Here is a 14283-nt window from a genome sequence, read left to right on the forward strand (position 1 = left end):
GGGCCGTGGTGTCTGTCGGTGGGCAGGCCTCGCTCCGCAATCGGCGTTTCCGGCGGGCCCTGGCCGGAACCGCCGCGCTTCTTACCAGAACCCGGGAGTTTTCTCATCGGTCTTTAATCGGCCGTCGGCAGCGTGGGCGGGGTGAACCTGACCCTGCGTCCAGCCGCGCGGACGGACCTTCTGGTGCGGTGCGCGATCGGAACGGTGATTGCGGCGCAAGCCGTGGTCACGGTGCTGTCGCTGACCTTCAGCCGTGAGGTGAACCCCATCCGGGACCCGGTCAGCGACTACGCCCTGCACCGCGCGTCGCGGGCCTGGTTCGCGCTCGCGGTTCTCTTGGCTTTGGCCGGGGCAGGCGCTCTCGCCCTCGCCGCGCGGGTCGTCGCGATGCCGGTCAGCGCCGGTGCCGCGGTCCTTTTCGGACTGTGGGCGATTGCGCTGGTGACGGTGCTCGTCTTCCGCGGCAATGCCAGTGCTGCCGAGGCCACTGTGCACGGCGAGGTGCACCGGGTCGCCGGAGCTGTGCTGTTCGGAACGTTGCCGTCGGCTTCGGTGTCGTTGTCTCGTCAGCTGCTCGTCCACTGCGGCTGGGAGCGGGCGTCGGTCCGCGTCCGTACTGGCGCCGTGATCGGGTTGGTCACGGCGTTTCTGTTCGGAGCGGCGCAGTTCGTGCCGGCGCTGCCCCAGGGGCTTCTGGAACGGATCGCGCTGCTTGCCGAACTGGCCATCCTCGTCACGGTCGCCCGCGCGATCCAGGGAGCCGCGAAGTGATCGCGCTGGCGGTCGCGCTCGCGGTGACGGCCGCGTGCTTGTTCGCCGCGGCGGTGCGCCTCCAGCACGGATCGGTGCGGTCCGCCCCGGACGGGGAGCGCGGGCTGACCGTCGCTGTCGTGCGCAGCCGCGGGTGGCTGCTCGGCAGCGGCCTCGCGGCCGCGGGCAGTGCCCTGCACTTGACCGCGCTGTCCCTCGCTCCGGTGGCCATCGTGCAGCCGATCGGAGTGCTGAGCCTTGTCTTGACCGTGCTGGTCCGCAACCCGGACCTCACCCGCCGAGCCGTCGTCGCGATGCTGCTGGTGTGCTGCGGAGTCAGCGGATTCGTCTGGTTGTCCGCGGCCGTCCCGGCGACGGCGGCGTTGCCGGGGTTCGCCAGTGCGCAGCCGCCGATCGCCGTGGCGGGCTTCCTGGCCGCGGCCGCGTGCGCCGCGAGAGGACGGTCGCGTTGCCTGGCGCAGGCGACCGCGACGGCGGTGCTCTTCGGTCTCGGCTCCGCGACGATGCGGGCGGGGATCCAGCATCTGGTCGCCGGTTCCGCGGGGTCTGGCCTGGTGCTCGCGGCCGAGGCCGGAGCGCTCCTGCTGGCTGGCGGCTTCCTGCTGCACCGTGCTTACGCCAGCGGGTCGGCCGCGACCGTCGTCGCCGTGACCACCCTGCTCGATCCGGTCACGGCTGTCCTGACCAGTGCGGTGTTCTTCGGCGAGCGGCCCGCGCTCTCGCCGGCCGCGGCGATCGCCCAAGCCGGGCTGGCTCTCGCGGCCGTGGCCGGCGTCCTCGTGCTGGCTTCGGAGAATCCGGGCCGGCCTGTCCTCAAGGAGCACCCCATGCCCACGACCCGCCGCGGACTCCGCATCCTGCTCGGCGCGGACACCTTTCCGCCCGATGTCAACGGAGCCGCCCATTTCGCCGAGCGCCTGGCCCGGGGACTGGCCGCCCGCGGCCACGACGTCCATGTCCTCGCTCCTGAGCCGCGTCGCGCGCCGGGGACGGATCCGTGTTTCGCGCGGCACCACGTACGCTCCTTCCGGACCCCGTTCCACACGACCTTCCGGTTCAGCACCCCGGCCGGCGCGCGCCGCGAAGCCGGACGCCTGCTGGACGAACTGCGTCCGGACGTCGTGCACGTTCAGTCGCATTTCGCGGTCGGCCGCGCGCTTCTCTCCGCGTCGAGCGAACGGGCGGTGCCGACGATCGCCACGAACCACTTCATGCCCGAGAACCTGCTCGGCTTCGTGCCGCTTCCCGCGGGCGCGGCGGCGGCTCTGCGGCGTTGGGCGTGGAGGGACTTCGTCCGCGTGTTCCGGCAGGCCGACATCGTCACGACACCGACCCGGCGCGCTGCCCAGTTGCTCGAAGAGTCCGGCTTCCCCGGCTCGGTTGACGTGGTGTCCTGCGGCATCGACATCGCGCATTACGCGCCCCGCCCCGGCGAAGACCGGAGCGACCGCGGGATCCAGGTGCTGTTCGTTGGACGGCTAGACGCGGAAAAGAACGTCGACGACCTGATCCGCGCGCTCCGGCACGTACCGTCGGCGCGGGCCAACATCGTGGGCGACGGCTCATGCCGAACCCAGTTGGCGGCCCTCGCCCGGGAACTCGGCGTCGCCGACCGCGTCATGTTCCACGGAACCGTGTCCGACGCCAGTCTGGTGCACGCCTACCGCACGAACGACGTCTTCTGCATGCCGGGCACCGCGGAATTGCAGAGCCTCGCGACCATGGAAGCCATGGCTGCCGGATTGCCGGTGCTCGCGGCCGACGCCATGGCCCTCCCGCACCTCGTGCACCCCGGCCGCAATGGCTACCTCTACCCGCCCGGAGCGGCCGACGCCCTCGGCTCGCTGCTGGCCGACCTGGCCGGAAACGCGGGGATCCGGGCCGAGATGGGACGGGCCAGCCAGGAGATCGTCGCCGAACACGGGCTGGAGCGGACGCTCGAAACCTACGAAACCCTTTACACCGCAGCTGTTTCGGCGCGGACGCAGCGTCCGGTGCGGAAGGCTCAGGTCCTCCGCGCTGGTTGACTTGACCACGGCAGCGCGGCGTTGTTGCGCTATCCGGCTTACGCGAGCGGTTATGCGGTCAGCGCATGGGTGCCTTATCGAGCGGGCAACAGCACGCTTGCCGTGCGGGCACTGCGGTTCAGCGCCCGCACGCGCGGGCCGGTGGTGAGCTGATACGTGACTGCGACGTTCGGGTAGGCCACCAGCCAGTCGGCCAGTTCGGAGACAACGAAACCGGCGAGATCGGCTGGGCGAGGGCGGTGCCAGGCAGTATGCAGCAGGTGCAGGCCTGTCCCCGTCGGGCGGGCGAGGTCGAAGGCGAGCGACAGCGTGTCACGGCGCAGCTGCCGGGCGCGCACCTCCAGCACTACCGGCCCGGCGACGGTGCCGACGAAGGCGAGCGGCCGGTCGGCACCACGGGTGAGGGCTCGCCACGGAGTCCGGGTCTCTGCGGCGAGTACGAGCAGCGAAGCGTCGAGTTCGGCGGCGCGGGCGAGCAGTTCGCCGGCGCCGCCGGATTCGAGCCCGGATACCCGCAGGTCGGGCCATTGCGCGGTCACCTGCTCGACAGCGAGATCCACGCAGGCGTCCGGCACCAAACGGACTCCTGCCGGAACGGGTTCCAGCATCACCGGCCACCAGCTCGTCGTGGCGATCACGAGATCGGAACCGCGTCGGACCGCTGCCGCAGCAGCCCACGCCAGGGCATGCTCAGCGGCGGAGGTGCCGTCGAACGCGACGACGATCGGCCCAGGCATGGTCAGGCCCGTCCGCGGTCGAGCAGCAGTGCCCGCCGGGCGGAGCCGACGTGGTGGCGCATCGCCGCGGCCGCTGCTTCGGGGTTGCGGGTGATGATGGCCAGCAGGATCGCGCGGTGCTCGGCGAGGGAGCCCGCGCGCGGGTGCCGGGCCGAGATGTTGCGGTATTGGCGCATGACCAAGGGATAGAGAAGGGTGTCGTACGTGCGCGCCAGGGTTGCTTGGTGCGCGGCGGCTTTGACTTGCTGGTGGAAGGTTCGGTTGCCTTTCGAGTAGGCGATCTGGTCGCCGGTCGCTTGTGCTGTCTCCATTCTTTCCAGGGTCGAGCGGAGTTCGGCGATTTCGCGGTCGGTCGCCCGTTCCGCGGCTTTGCCCGCCAGTGCGGCCTCGAGGGTTTCGCGTGCTTCGAGGATGTCGGCTGCTTCGGCGAGGGTGAAGCTGCGCGTGCGGACGCCTCGGTTGACTTCGCTGGTGACGTAGCCTTCCTGCGCCAGCCGCACCAGCACCGAGCGGATCGTGCCGCGGGATACGGTGAATCTCGTGGTCAGATCCGCTTCGGTCAGCCGGGTGTTCGGTTCGTAGCCGCCGGAGAGCAGGAGGGTGCGCAGCTCTTCGTAGACCTGGCTGTAGCGCGTGGTGCGGCTGTCGCTTTCGCTCACGGCTCTAGTCCGGCAGTCCTGGGTAGAGCCGCCGGGCGGTGCCGCCGAAGATCTCGTGTTGGTCGGCGGCCGGGACGTCGGCGAGGACTTCGCGGGCGAGGGCGACGAGTTCGGGCAGGGATTGTTCGGCGGCGGGGAGGTTCGAGCCCCAGGCGATCCGCTGTGCGCCGAACGAAGCCAGCACGGGGTCGAGGAACGCGGTCGCTTCCTTTCCGGCGGCGTGCAGGGGTTCGAGGTTGCGGTGGGTCAGTTTCAGGTGCAGGCCGGGGTGCACGGCCAGTTTCGCGACGGTCGCCCCGGCGTCGGCCGGGGAGGTCGCGATGTCGGGGTAGCCGAGGTGGTCCAGCAGGACCTGGACGGACGGGAACCGGTCCAGCAAGGCGTCGAGCTGTGCGGTGGCCGGGCCGAGTCGCATCTGCAGGCACACTGTCACGCCGAGTTCGGCGGCCTTCTCCCAGAACGGGAAGCTTTCCGGGGCGGCGAACCACTCGCCTTGGGCGGGGACGGTGCTGCCGCTGGTGAACAGCCGCACGCCGGACAGGCCGCTGCTGGTGACCTTCGCGAGATGCTCGGCTGCGTCCGGGCGCAGCGGGTCCACGGTGCCGACCGCGAGGAACCGATCCGGTCGCTGGGCGCGGCTGTCGAGGACGTAGGAGTTGTCGTAGCCGTATGCCGTGGTGGCCTGCACCAGTACGGCTTGCGCGATGCCTGCCTCGTCCATCCGGTGCGCCATCTCGTCCGCGGTGACCGGCCGGGTGGTGGCCCAGCTCGATTGCTTGCCGCCCAACGGGGACCGCGGGTAGCGGGCGAGGTCGGCGGAGACGACGTGGCAGTGGGTGTCGATGATGTCCATGAACGGCACCTTTCAGGCGTCCGGGTAGTCGCCGTCGGCGAACAGTTGCCGCGGTTCGGCGGGGAAGTCGGCGTCGAGCAGGCCTTGGGTGCGCGAAAACTCGACAAGTGCGCGCAGGCTGAGGTCGTTGGCGGCAAGGCCGTAGGGGATCGGGTCGGCGCCGAGTTGCCGGGCCTGTTTGCCCAGTCGCGGCAGGGCGGACCATTCCGGGTCGGCGGCGACTTGGCGGCGCTTGCTTTCGGCGAACGCGGCGTACAGCGCGGTCGGCAGGCCCGGGTCGCGTTCGACCAGTTCGCTGCGGACCGCGATCACCGAGTGCAGCGGGTAGATTCCGGTGCGCAGGTGCCAGTCGAGCGCGAGGACTTCGTGGTCGGGGAACAGCGGATACGGTCCGTCCTCTGTGGACGGCGGCGGTGCGGACCATCCGGCGCGCGGCGCTCCGGCCCGGCCGGTGCCGGCGTTTCCGCTCAGCGCGGCGTCGATGTCCCCGGCGCGCAGCAGTTCGCCGAGCGACCGGCCGTCGGCGACGTGTTCGACGTTGGCCGGCGCCCGGCCTTCGATGTGGTCTTCGTCGTCGACGACCCAGGTCACCGAGCCGAGGTCGAGGCCGTATTCGCGGTGGAGGATCCCGCGCACCCAGACGCCGGTGGTGACGGTGTAGGCGCGCACGCCGATCCGGGTGCCGGCCAGGTCGGCGGGGAAACGGATGCCGGAGTTTTCGCCGCACTGCACGTCGGCGTGGTGAAAGCGGCGGTTGAGGAACACCGGGATCGCGGTCAGCGGCACTCCGGCCTGCCGCGCCATGAGGTAGGAGGTGGGCGCGAGTTCGCAGACGTCGAATTCGAGGTCGCGGATCATCCTGCGGTACGCGCCGATCACCGGCGTCACCTCGACCGGTTCCACCGCGCGGCCGGGGCTCTCGACGTCTCCGTTCAGCAGCGCGCGGCCGTGCGCGTAGTCGCCGAGGACCACTGAGAGCTTTTCCATGTCTTTCCTTCCGGGGTCAGGCGAGCCGCGAGGCGGACACGCCCAGTGCGGCGCAGGTGCGGTCCACGAGTTCGTCGAACGCGACGGCGCGGGGGAGCACCTGCTGTTCGAGGGCGTAGCGGGCGACCTCGGTGACGGGTCCGCGCAGTGCTTCGAAGCCGACGGGGTTGAGTTCGGCGGGGCCGTTGCGCACTTGCGCGGCCAGTGCGTCGTAGACGGCGAGGACGGTCTTGGCGTCGGCGGCCGGGTTGATCGCGACGACGTGGTTGATCGGGGCGAAACCCTTGCGCTCGGCCCATTCCGCCGCGACCCGGAGGGCATCCGGGATCGCGGTGCGGATGCGGTCGTCCGACGGCAGTTCGTTGCCCATGATGCCGTAGTCCAGTTTGCCGTCGACGAAGTCGGCGGGCAGTTTTGTTCCCTCGGGCGCCCGCTTCGTCCACGCCGGATCGGTGTACTCAGGCACGTGTCCGTCTTCGTAGGTGATCCAGTCCACTTCGGACAGATCGATGCCGTAGTCGTCGGTGAGGAACCCGCGCAGCCACACGCCGGTGGTCTGGCTCCACGACCGCACGCCGACGGTTTTCCCGCGCACGGCGTCAACGCCGGGTTCGCCGAACGTCACCAGGGTCTGGTGCTGGTGGCGGCCGAGCGCGGTGATCGGCAGCAGCGCCACCGGCTTGTCGTAGGCGACCGCTTGCAGGAGCGTCACGATGGCCAGTTCGCAGACGTCGGCGGTGCCGTCTTCGACGAACCCGCGCGAGGCTTTGTGCACGGGGCGGATGTCGAGGCGTTCGGCCGCCCCGGCGGCTTCCAACGCCGCCGCCGCGAGGTCGTCGCGGCCCAGCACGATCTTCATGTCCGATTTCCTCTCGTTCACACGTCCTCGCCGTACTGGATCCGGCGGTACGGCACGCTGAGCACGTCGCGGGTGATCCGGACGTCGATGACGGTCGGGCGCGGCGCGCGGACGTAATCGCCCAACGCGGCCCGGAGTTCGTCGACGGTGCGCACGGTCGCTCCGCCGCCGCCGAGCGCGCGGGCCACCGCGCCCAGTTCCGGGGTCGGGATCACCGCGAGCGCGGGATCGAGTCCCTTCGCGCTCGCCTTGTGGTACTCGGCGCCGAGGCCCTCGTCGTTCATCACCACGACGAGCACCGGCAGCCCGTACCGGCAGGCGGTTTCGAATTCGGGCAGATGCATGAGGAAACTCGCGTCGCCCTCGACGACGAAGATCGGTTCGCGCTTGGCGACCGCGGCGCCGATGGTCAGCAGCGGGGCCTGCCCGATCGCGCCGAACATGCCGTAGTTGGACGTGACTTCGCGGGACCGCTGGAACAGCATCGTGCCGAAGTCGGTCTGGTGTCCGCTGCCGAGGACGAGCCCGATCTCGCCCGGGAGCTCCTCGTCGACGACGGCGATCGCTTCGCGCGGATCGAGCAGGCCGGGCTCGCGCCGGTACTCGGCCGGGTCCACGAGCGGGGCGGTGAGCCGGGCGTGCACGTCGGCGGTGTGGAAGCCTTCGAGTTCGACGCCGCGCTGTTCCAGCGCGCTGGTGAGCGCCTCCAGCCCGGTGACCGCGTCGGCCTGGACGTAGCTGTCGGCGACGCGGCCGTTGCCCATCACGACGTGGGGCGCGGTGTCGATCTGCACGAACGTCGCGTCGGGGAACAGGTAGCCGCTTTCGATCGTGTAGTGGTTCAGGCTCGCGCCGACCGCGACGACGCAATCGGCTTCCTGCAACAGTTCCATCGCGACTTTGCTGCCGAAGAGCCCGGCGATCCCGACGTGGTACTCGGTCTGGCCGTACAGCCAGTTCTTGGCCTGCAAGGTGGTGGCCAGCAGCGCGCCGGTCCGGCGTTGCAGCGCGAGCACTTGCTCGCCCGCGTCCGCGCTCCGGGCGCCTCGGCCCGCGATGAGCACTGGTCGCTTGCTCGCGGCGAGCAGTTCAGCGGCCTGTGCGATGCTCGCCGGGTTCGGCAGCAACGCGGGGGTGCGCAGGAGTTCGGTGGACGGCGAATACGGCAGGACGTCCTCGAATTCCCGCAGCTGCACGTCGATCGGCGCGCTGATCATGACCGGTCGCGACTCGGTGCGGGCGAGGTAGAACGCGCGCCGCACGATTTCCTCGGCGGCGTCGGCCTTGGCGACTTGCAGGAACTCGCATTCGATCGCGGCGGCGAACCGGCGCTGGTCCAGGTACTGGACCGCGCTTTCGTCGCCCAGCGGGGTTTCGCCGCAGAACGCGACGAGCGGGATGCGAGCGCGGCTGGCCACGAGCATCGACGTGGCCAGCTGCGCGGCGCCCGGCCCGCTCGTCGTGGTGACGACGCCGGGGCGGCCCGAGGCGCGGGCGAACCCGTGCGCCATGCTCAGCCCGGCGCCTTCGTGGCGGACCTCGTAGAGCCGCGTGCCGTGTCCGGCCAACGCGTTCATCCAGTGCATGTTGGCGTCGCCCATCATGCCGAACACGTCGGTGACGCCTTCGGCGGCGAACGCCGCGGCCAGTGCTTCGTAGACCTTCACCGCGCGGCCTCCAGTTTGTCGAGGCGGCGGACGAGGCGGGGGAACACCCGCAGCGCGTTGCCGCCGTAGATGGCTTCCCGTTCGGCGGGGCCGAGGGAATCGAGAGAATCGAGCAGCGCCAGCGTGTCGTCGAAGCGCCGTCCGGTTTCCGGGTCGACCGAGCGGACCGCGCCGATCATTTCCGAGGCGAACAGGACGTTCGCGGCGGGAACGACGTCGGTGAGCAGTTCCAGGCCGCGCCGGTGGTAGACGCAGGTGTCGAAGAAAACGTTGCCCAGCAAGGCTTCTTCCAACGGAGGCCGGCCGCGGTCGAGCATCATCCCGCGGTAGCGGCCCCAGTGGTAGGGCACCGCGCCGCCGCCGTGCGGCAGGATCAGCCGCAGCGTGGGGAAGTCGGTGAACAAATCGGATTCGCACAGCTGCATGAACGCCGCGGTGTCGCCGTTGAGGTAGTGCGCGCAGGTGCCTTGCACGGCCGGGTTGCGCGACATCGCGACATGCACCATCGCGGGCACGTCCAGTTCGGCCATCTTCTCGTACAAGGGGTAGTAGACGCGGTCGGTCAGCGGCGGCGCCTGCCAGTACCCGTCGGACGGGTCGGGGTTGAGCAGGCAGCCGACGAACCCGAGTTCGGTCACGCAGCGCTCGAGTTCGGCGGCCGACGCGCGGACGGACTCGGCGAGCGCGTCGCCCGGGGACTGCGGCAGCTGGCACACGCCGGCGAAGTTGTCCGGGAACAGGCCGCAGACGCGGGCGATGAGGTCGTTGCTCACCCGCGACCACACGCGGCTGGTTTCGGCGTCGCCGTAGTGGTGGGCCATTTTCCCGGCGCCGGGGGAGAACAGGGTGAGGTCGGTGCCGCGTTCGCGCTGCAGCTTCAGCTGGCCGTTCTCGATCGCGGTGCGGATCTCGTCGTCGTCGATGCGCAGCTCGTCGGGGGAGAGGCGGGCACCGGTGTCCTCGAAGTTCTTGACCTGCCGTTCGCGCCACTGGCCGAGCGTGGCCGGCGCGGTGGTGAAGTGACCGTGGCAGTCGATGATCACGGGGTTTCCTCCTGGGATGGGGTCAGCGCCCGGCCAGCTCGCGGCCCCGGTCGAGGCCGGGGTAGCTGCGGACCGGTGCGGTCATGAGGAAGCGGTAGCCCTCGTCGAGGACCTGCTCGGCATTGCGGGCGGTGACGTGCGGATGCCCGACGACGACGTCGTGCTTCCGGCAGATCTCGACGATCCGCTGCCGCGCCTCGACCATCAGCGGGTGCTCCAGCTGCCGCGGCACGCCCAGCTCCTGGCTGAGGTCGCCCTCGCCGATGAGCACGAGCCCGATGCCCGGCACCTGGTCGAGGATCGCGGGCAGGTTCTCGATGCCGAGCTGGTCCTCGATCTGGATCACGGCGAGGATTTCGCCGTCCGGGTCGAGCGGCCAGACGTCGGCCTTGGCGTAGTAGTCCTGGGCGGACAGTCCCCAGTAGCGGGCGGCTGCCGCCGGCGCGTCGCCGCGCAGGCCGGCGGGTTCGAAGCGCTCCGTGCCGGGCAGCCGGGGGTAGCGGCAGGCCGCGACGGCGTTGCGCGCTTCCTCGACACGGGAGATGTGCGGCCAGACGATGCCGTACGCCCCGAGGTCGAGCGCCTGTTTCGCGTGCCATTGACCGTGTTCCGCGCCGTTGACCGGCACACGGACGAACGGGGTCGGCGCCGGGGCGAGGGTGTCCGCTTCGAAGATGCGCCGGCGGTCGAGCAGGTACTGCAGGCTGTCGCGGAGGTTCGCGGCGTCCCACGGTTTGTGCTCGGCTTCGAAGACCACCCCGTCGTAGGCCGAACCGGCGAAGTCGAGCGCCGCCGACGGCTCGGGCGGGGCGAAGGCCGCGAAGGCGGGTTTTCCCGACTCCAGGGCTCCGATGACGCTATTCAGCCTGGCCACTGCGCACCTCATTCCGTTCGTTCTGTCGCTTGTGGACGATTCGCTGCCACCAGTCGCGCAGCCGCGCCCACAGCGAGGGGCGCGCGGGCGGTTCGGTCGCGGCCTCTCCCGCGCACTTGCGCACCAGTTCGGCGGAGAATTCCTTGGTCATCCGGGAAACCACCGCGCCGGCCCCGGCCTCGATGAGCGACGCGAGCTTCCCCGCGAGGCTCACCTGGCCGGTCACCCGGACCCGGGAACCCCCGGCCGCCGGATCCGGGACGACCCGGAAGGTCGCGTGTGCGGAGAACCGAGTGGCTCCCTGCCCGTCGCGGCCCTTCGCCGACAGCCGCCCTTCCCGCTCCGGCTCGTCCAGGTCCAGGGAGACGCGGGCGCCGAACCGCACGCGCACCGCGCCGAACTTGACGACCAGCGTTCCGTCGAACGATCCGTCGTCGTGCGAGGCGCCGAGCTCGGCGCCGCTGATGCACGACACCACCGCTTCGGGGTCGGACACGACCTCCCACACCCGCTCCGGCGGTGCGGGAACGGGGATCTCCTCGTCGATCTCGATCACAGCTCTGCCCTCGCTCGGCGGCCGCGCCCGTTGCCGGGGCAACCGCCAGATTGTTTAACAACTTTGCGGCGGACCGTAGCAGGCTGCACCGACGGTCGGCAAGAACTCCTTGTTCGACAAGATTCTCTGCGACGATCGATCCAGCATGAGATGAATCTTGTAGAACAAGATGGGTCGGGGGTGTTCTCGCAGGTGGGGCGCATGATCGCGGCCTGCCCGGCGGGGCTGGAGGCTCTCGATGAACGCAAGATTGTTAGACGATCTGCTGCTTTGAAGGTTGAAACACCCGCAGAAGGCGCGTACGGTCGCTGACACTGTTCGACATTTTGGGTGTCCGCCCGGTCGCGTCGGCACCCGCGTTCCGCTCCAGCGCAGCAGAGGAGTCGCCCCCTATGGCCAGGACCTTGTCCGTCGCGGTGAAGGCCTACCCGCACACGGAGTTCGTCGCCGCCCCCGGGTTCGCGCCCGGCGGCCACCGCGTCGAGGTCGCGCACGCCGATCCGATCTACCGGGCGTTCGCGCCGATGGTGCGGGAGCTGCGCTACGACGTCAGCGAACTCGCCCTCGCCACGTTCCTCCAGGCGCGCGAAGCGGGCGTGCCGATCGCGCTGCTTCCGGTCGTGCTCAGCGGCGATTTCCACCACCACTCGCTGACCCGCTGGCCCGGTTCGGCCGAATTCGCGCCGGCGGACCTGGCCGGCAAGCGGGTCGGGGTGCGGGCCTACAGTCAGACCACCGGCCTGTGGGTGCGCGGCATCCTGCACGAGGAGTACGGCCTCGACGCGAAGGACGTCACCTGGGTGACCACCGAGGGGCCGCACGTCGCCGAGTACGCCGAACCGGCGAATGTCGAGCGCACGGAAGGAAAAGTGCTCGACGTGCTGCGCCGCGGCGAGGTCTCCGCCGCCGTCCTCGGCCCGCCCGCGCTCGACGGCGCGGAAGGCCCGCTGGTCCCGGTCATCCCGGAGTGGCGTGCGGCAGAAGAAGCGTGGGGCGAACGGCACGGGACGGTGCCGATCAACCACCTGCTCACCGTCCGGCGGGACCTGCTCGAGGCCGAACCCGGCACGGTCGCCGAACTGTACAAGGAGTTCGGCACCCGCATCGAAGAACGCAAAGCCGCCGACGCCGAACCCGGACCGCGCGTGCGCGCACTGCGCTTCGGCATCACCGACGAACTCGTCGCCGGGCTCCAGGTCGCGATCGACTACGCGCTGCAGCAGAACGTCATCCGCACCCCGGTGACCGTCGCCGAACTCCTCGACGACTTCTCCCGCCACCTCGCCTGAGCACACCGAAAGCAGAGCCCATGTTCCGCGTCGACACGCACACGCACATCATTTCCCCGGATACCGCCGCGTATCCGCCCGCGCCGCTGGGCGGGCACCGCTCCGACTGGTCCCGCGAACGCCCGACCGACATCGACGGCCTGCTGCGCGCGGCGGACGCCGCCGAGGTGGACCACCTCGTCATCGTGCAGGCCTCGACGGTGTACGGCTTCGACAACAGCTATGTCGCCGACCAGCTCGCCCGGCACCCCGGCCGCCTGAGCGGCGTCTGCTCGGTCGACTTCCTCTCGCCCAAAGCCGTCGACGACCTCGCCCACTGGATCGACGAGCGCGGCTTTTCCGGCGTCCGCATCCGCGCCGCCGACGGGACGACCGCCGTGCCGACGCCCGGCCGAGGCCTCGACGACGAGCGGATGACGCCGGTCTGGCAGTTCCTGTCCGACCGCCGCGTCCCGGTCTGCGTCCAGATGCACGCCAAGCACACCCCGATCCTGGCCGGACTGCTCGAGGCGTACCCGGGCCTGACCGTCGTGCTGGACCACGCGGCCCGTCCCGATCTCGGCGACGGCGTGCTGCCGTATCCGGCGCTCGCGCGGCTGCGCGAGAGCGGCCGGGTCTTCGTGAAACTCACTCCGCCCGCCGTCCTGCGGGCCCAGCGCGAAGCCGGGTCCGCCGCACCGGTGGTGCGCACGCTGGTCGAGGAATTCGGGGCCGACCACGTCATGTGGGGCTCGAACTTCCCTGCCTCGGCGGGCTCGCTGGGGGAGCTGGCGGACCTCGTGCGAGCGCAGCTGCCCGCGCTCGACGACGCCCAGCAAGCACTCGTCGCAGGCGGCACGGCCGCACGGTTGTACGGCGTGTCAGCGACAACGGGGGGACAGTGAGAACCGTGCGTACCCGTCGGAAGACCGTGCTGGCCGCCGTGGCGGCCGTGGTCGCGCTGCTCGGCGCGGCGTGCAGCAAGCCGCCGCCCGCGCCGGACGCCCGCAACCTCGCCGAGCTCTACCAGGCGGCGAAGAAAGAGGGCCAGGTCATCTGGTTCGCGCCGAAACCGGAAGCCCAGATGCGGCCCGCGATCAAGGCGTTCGAAAAGAAATATCCCGGCATCACGGTCAAATACACCAACAAGAAGGCCCCGGACCTCGTCACCCAGCTCAACGTCGAACAGGCCGCCGACCGCGTGAGCTTCGACGTGTCCAACGCGGGCGGGCTGACCGTGCTGCCGTCGGTGGACATGGCGGCGAAGGTCGACTGGAGCCGGTACGGCGTGCCGGGGAACCAGATCTTCGACGGCAACTTCGTCTACGTGTGGGCCGTGCCGAAGGTGTGGGCGTACAACACGGCCGCCGTGCCCGCCGCCGAGGTGCCGCACAGCTGGAGCGACGTGCTGTCCCCGCAGTGGGGCGGCGGCAAGCTCACGATCGAGTCGCGCGGGTCGTTCATGACGGTGTGGGAGCAGGACAAGACGCTGGGCGCCGGGCCCGGGCTGGCGTTCTCCGCGAAGCTGGCCAAGCAAACCCCGCACTACACGGACAACACGACCCAGGCGCACACCAACATCGTCTCCGGGCAGACCCCGCTCGGCACCGACCTGGTCAACCTCGTGCTTTCGGACCAGGCGAAGGGCGCTCCGGTCGCGGTCGCCCCGGTCGGGCCGACCAACGCCAACAAGGCCTATCTGTTCGCGCCCGAGGGCTCGCCGCACCCGGCGGCCGGTCGGCTGCTCACCGCGTTCCTCGCCTCCGCCGCGGGCCAGAAGGCGCTCGCCGGCAGCTACAACTCGATCATCCCGACCGAGACCGACTGTTCGAAGACCGCCCTCGCCAACCGCGTCGTCCGCGCGCTCTGCGCCGCCGGGGTCCAGTGGCGCAGCGAGACCGACATCCAGCAGTACCAGCGGTTCGCCGATTTCTTCCCCCAGGTCGAGAAGGCCTTGGGCACCGACGTGAACTGAAATCCCT

Annotated in this window: 14 protein-coding genes; 5 read left to right on the top strand and 9 right to left on the bottom strand. The window is 70.4% G+C overall.

Annotated elements, in window-relative coordinates; all coding sequences use genetic code 11:
- Positions 1-141 precede the first annotated feature (141 nt).
- Positions 142-771, top strand: a complete 630-nt coding sequence (locus tag L942_RS40985) for a DUF998 domain-containing protein (protein WP_235079654.1) — start codon at positions 142-144, stop codon at positions 769-771.
- Positions 768-2798, top strand: a complete 2031-nt coding sequence (locus L942_RS40990) for a glycosyltransferase (protein WP_051166587.1) — start codon at positions 768-770, stop codon at positions 2796-2798. The genes L942_RS40985 and L942_RS40990 overlap by 4 nt, the downstream gene beginning before the upstream one ends.
- A 74-nt stretch (positions 2799-2872) precedes the next feature.
- On the opposite strand, the gene L942_RS40995 is transcribed toward L942_RS40990, so the two are convergent.
- Genes L942_RS40995 through L942_RS41035 form a run of 9 tightly spaced genes read right to left on the bottom strand, consistent with a single transcriptional unit; the run spans position 2873 to position 11033 of the window.
- On the bottom strand, positions 2873-3535 hold the full coding sequence (locus L942_RS40995) for a universal stress protein (protein ID WP_037370756.1): 663 nt from the start codon (positions 3533-3535) through the stop codon (positions 2873-2875).
- A 2-nt stretch (positions 3536-3537) separates the two neighbouring features.
- Positions 3538-4194 (bottom strand): GntR family transcriptional regulator, encoded by a 657-nt coding sequence (locus tag L942_RS41000; RefSeq protein ID WP_037370757.1) that lies wholly within the window; start codon positions 4192-4194, stop codon positions 3538-3540.
- A gap of 4 nt (positions 4195-4198) precedes the next feature.
- Positions 4199-5047, bottom strand: coding sequence for an amidohydrolase family protein (locus tag L942_RS41005; protein WP_037370758.1), 849 nt, complete (start codon positions 5045-5047; stop codon positions 4199-4201).
- A 12-nt stretch (positions 5048-5059) separates the two neighbouring features.
- Entirely contained in the window at positions 5060-6034 is a 975-nt protein-coding gene (locus L942_RS41010) for a 4,5-dihydroxyphthalate decarboxylase (RefSeq protein ID WP_037370759.1), read from the bottom strand.
- 16 nt (positions 6035-6050) lie between these two features.
- Positions 6051-6893 (bottom strand): hypothetical protein, encoded by an 843-nt coding sequence (locus tag L942_RS41015; protein WP_037370760.1) that lies wholly within the window; start codon positions 6891-6893, stop codon positions 6051-6053.
- Between the two features lie 17 nt (positions 6894-6910).
- The gene (locus L942_RS41020) at positions 6911-8560 is read right to left on the bottom strand and encodes a thiamine pyrophosphate-binding protein (RefSeq protein WP_037370761.1); all 1650 of its coding nucleotides are present in this window, start codon (positions 8558-8560) and stop codon (positions 6911-6913) included.
- Positions 8557-9603, bottom strand: a complete 1047-nt coding sequence (locus L942_RS41025; RefSeq protein ID WP_037370762.1) for an amidohydrolase family protein — start codon at positions 9601-9603, stop codon at positions 8557-8559. Before L942_RS41025 ends, L942_RS41020 begins: the two co-directional genes overlap by 4 nt.
- A 22-nt stretch (positions 9604-9625) precedes the next feature.
- On the bottom strand, positions 9626-10477 hold the full coding sequence (locus L942_RS41030; protein ID WP_081655432.1) for an HpcH/HpaI aldolase family protein: 852 nt from the start codon (positions 10475-10477) through the stop codon (positions 9626-9628).
- Positions 10461-11033: an SRPBCC family protein gene (locus L942_RS41035; protein WP_037370764.1), complete on the bottom strand. Its 573-nt coding sequence runs from the start codon at positions 11031-11033 to the stop codon at positions 10461-10463. Before L942_RS41035 ends, L942_RS41030 begins: the two co-directional genes overlap by 17 nt.
- A 392-nt stretch (positions 11034-11425) precedes the next feature.
- Between L942_RS41035 and L942_RS41040 the strand changes: the two genes are divergently transcribed.
- From L942_RS41040 to L942_RS41050, 3 genes are read left to right on the top strand one after another with little or no spacing between them, the layout of a single operon-like run.
- Positions 11426-12322, top strand: coding sequence for a hypothetical protein (locus tag L942_RS41040; RefSeq protein WP_037370765.1), 897 nt, complete (start codon positions 11426-11428; stop codon positions 12320-12322).
- A 20-nt stretch (positions 12323-12342) separates the two neighbouring features.
- Positions 12343-13206 (top strand): amidohydrolase family protein, encoded by an 864-nt coding sequence (locus tag L942_RS41045; RefSeq protein WP_037370766.1) that lies wholly within the window; start codon positions 12343-12345, stop codon positions 13204-13206.
- 5 nt (positions 13207-13211) lie between these two features.
- Positions 13212-14276, top strand: coding sequence for an ABC transporter substrate-binding protein (locus L942_RS41050; RefSeq protein ID WP_051166588.1), 1065 nt, complete (start codon positions 13212-13214; stop codon positions 14274-14276).
- The last annotated feature ends 7 nt before the right edge of the window (positions 14277-14283 follow it).

This window comes from Amycolatopsis orientalis DSM 43388 (assembly GCF_000411975.1).
Classification (GTDB): domain Bacteria; phylum Actinomycetota; class Actinomycetes; order Mycobacteriales; family Pseudonocardiaceae; genus Amycolatopsis; species Amycolatopsis orientalis_D.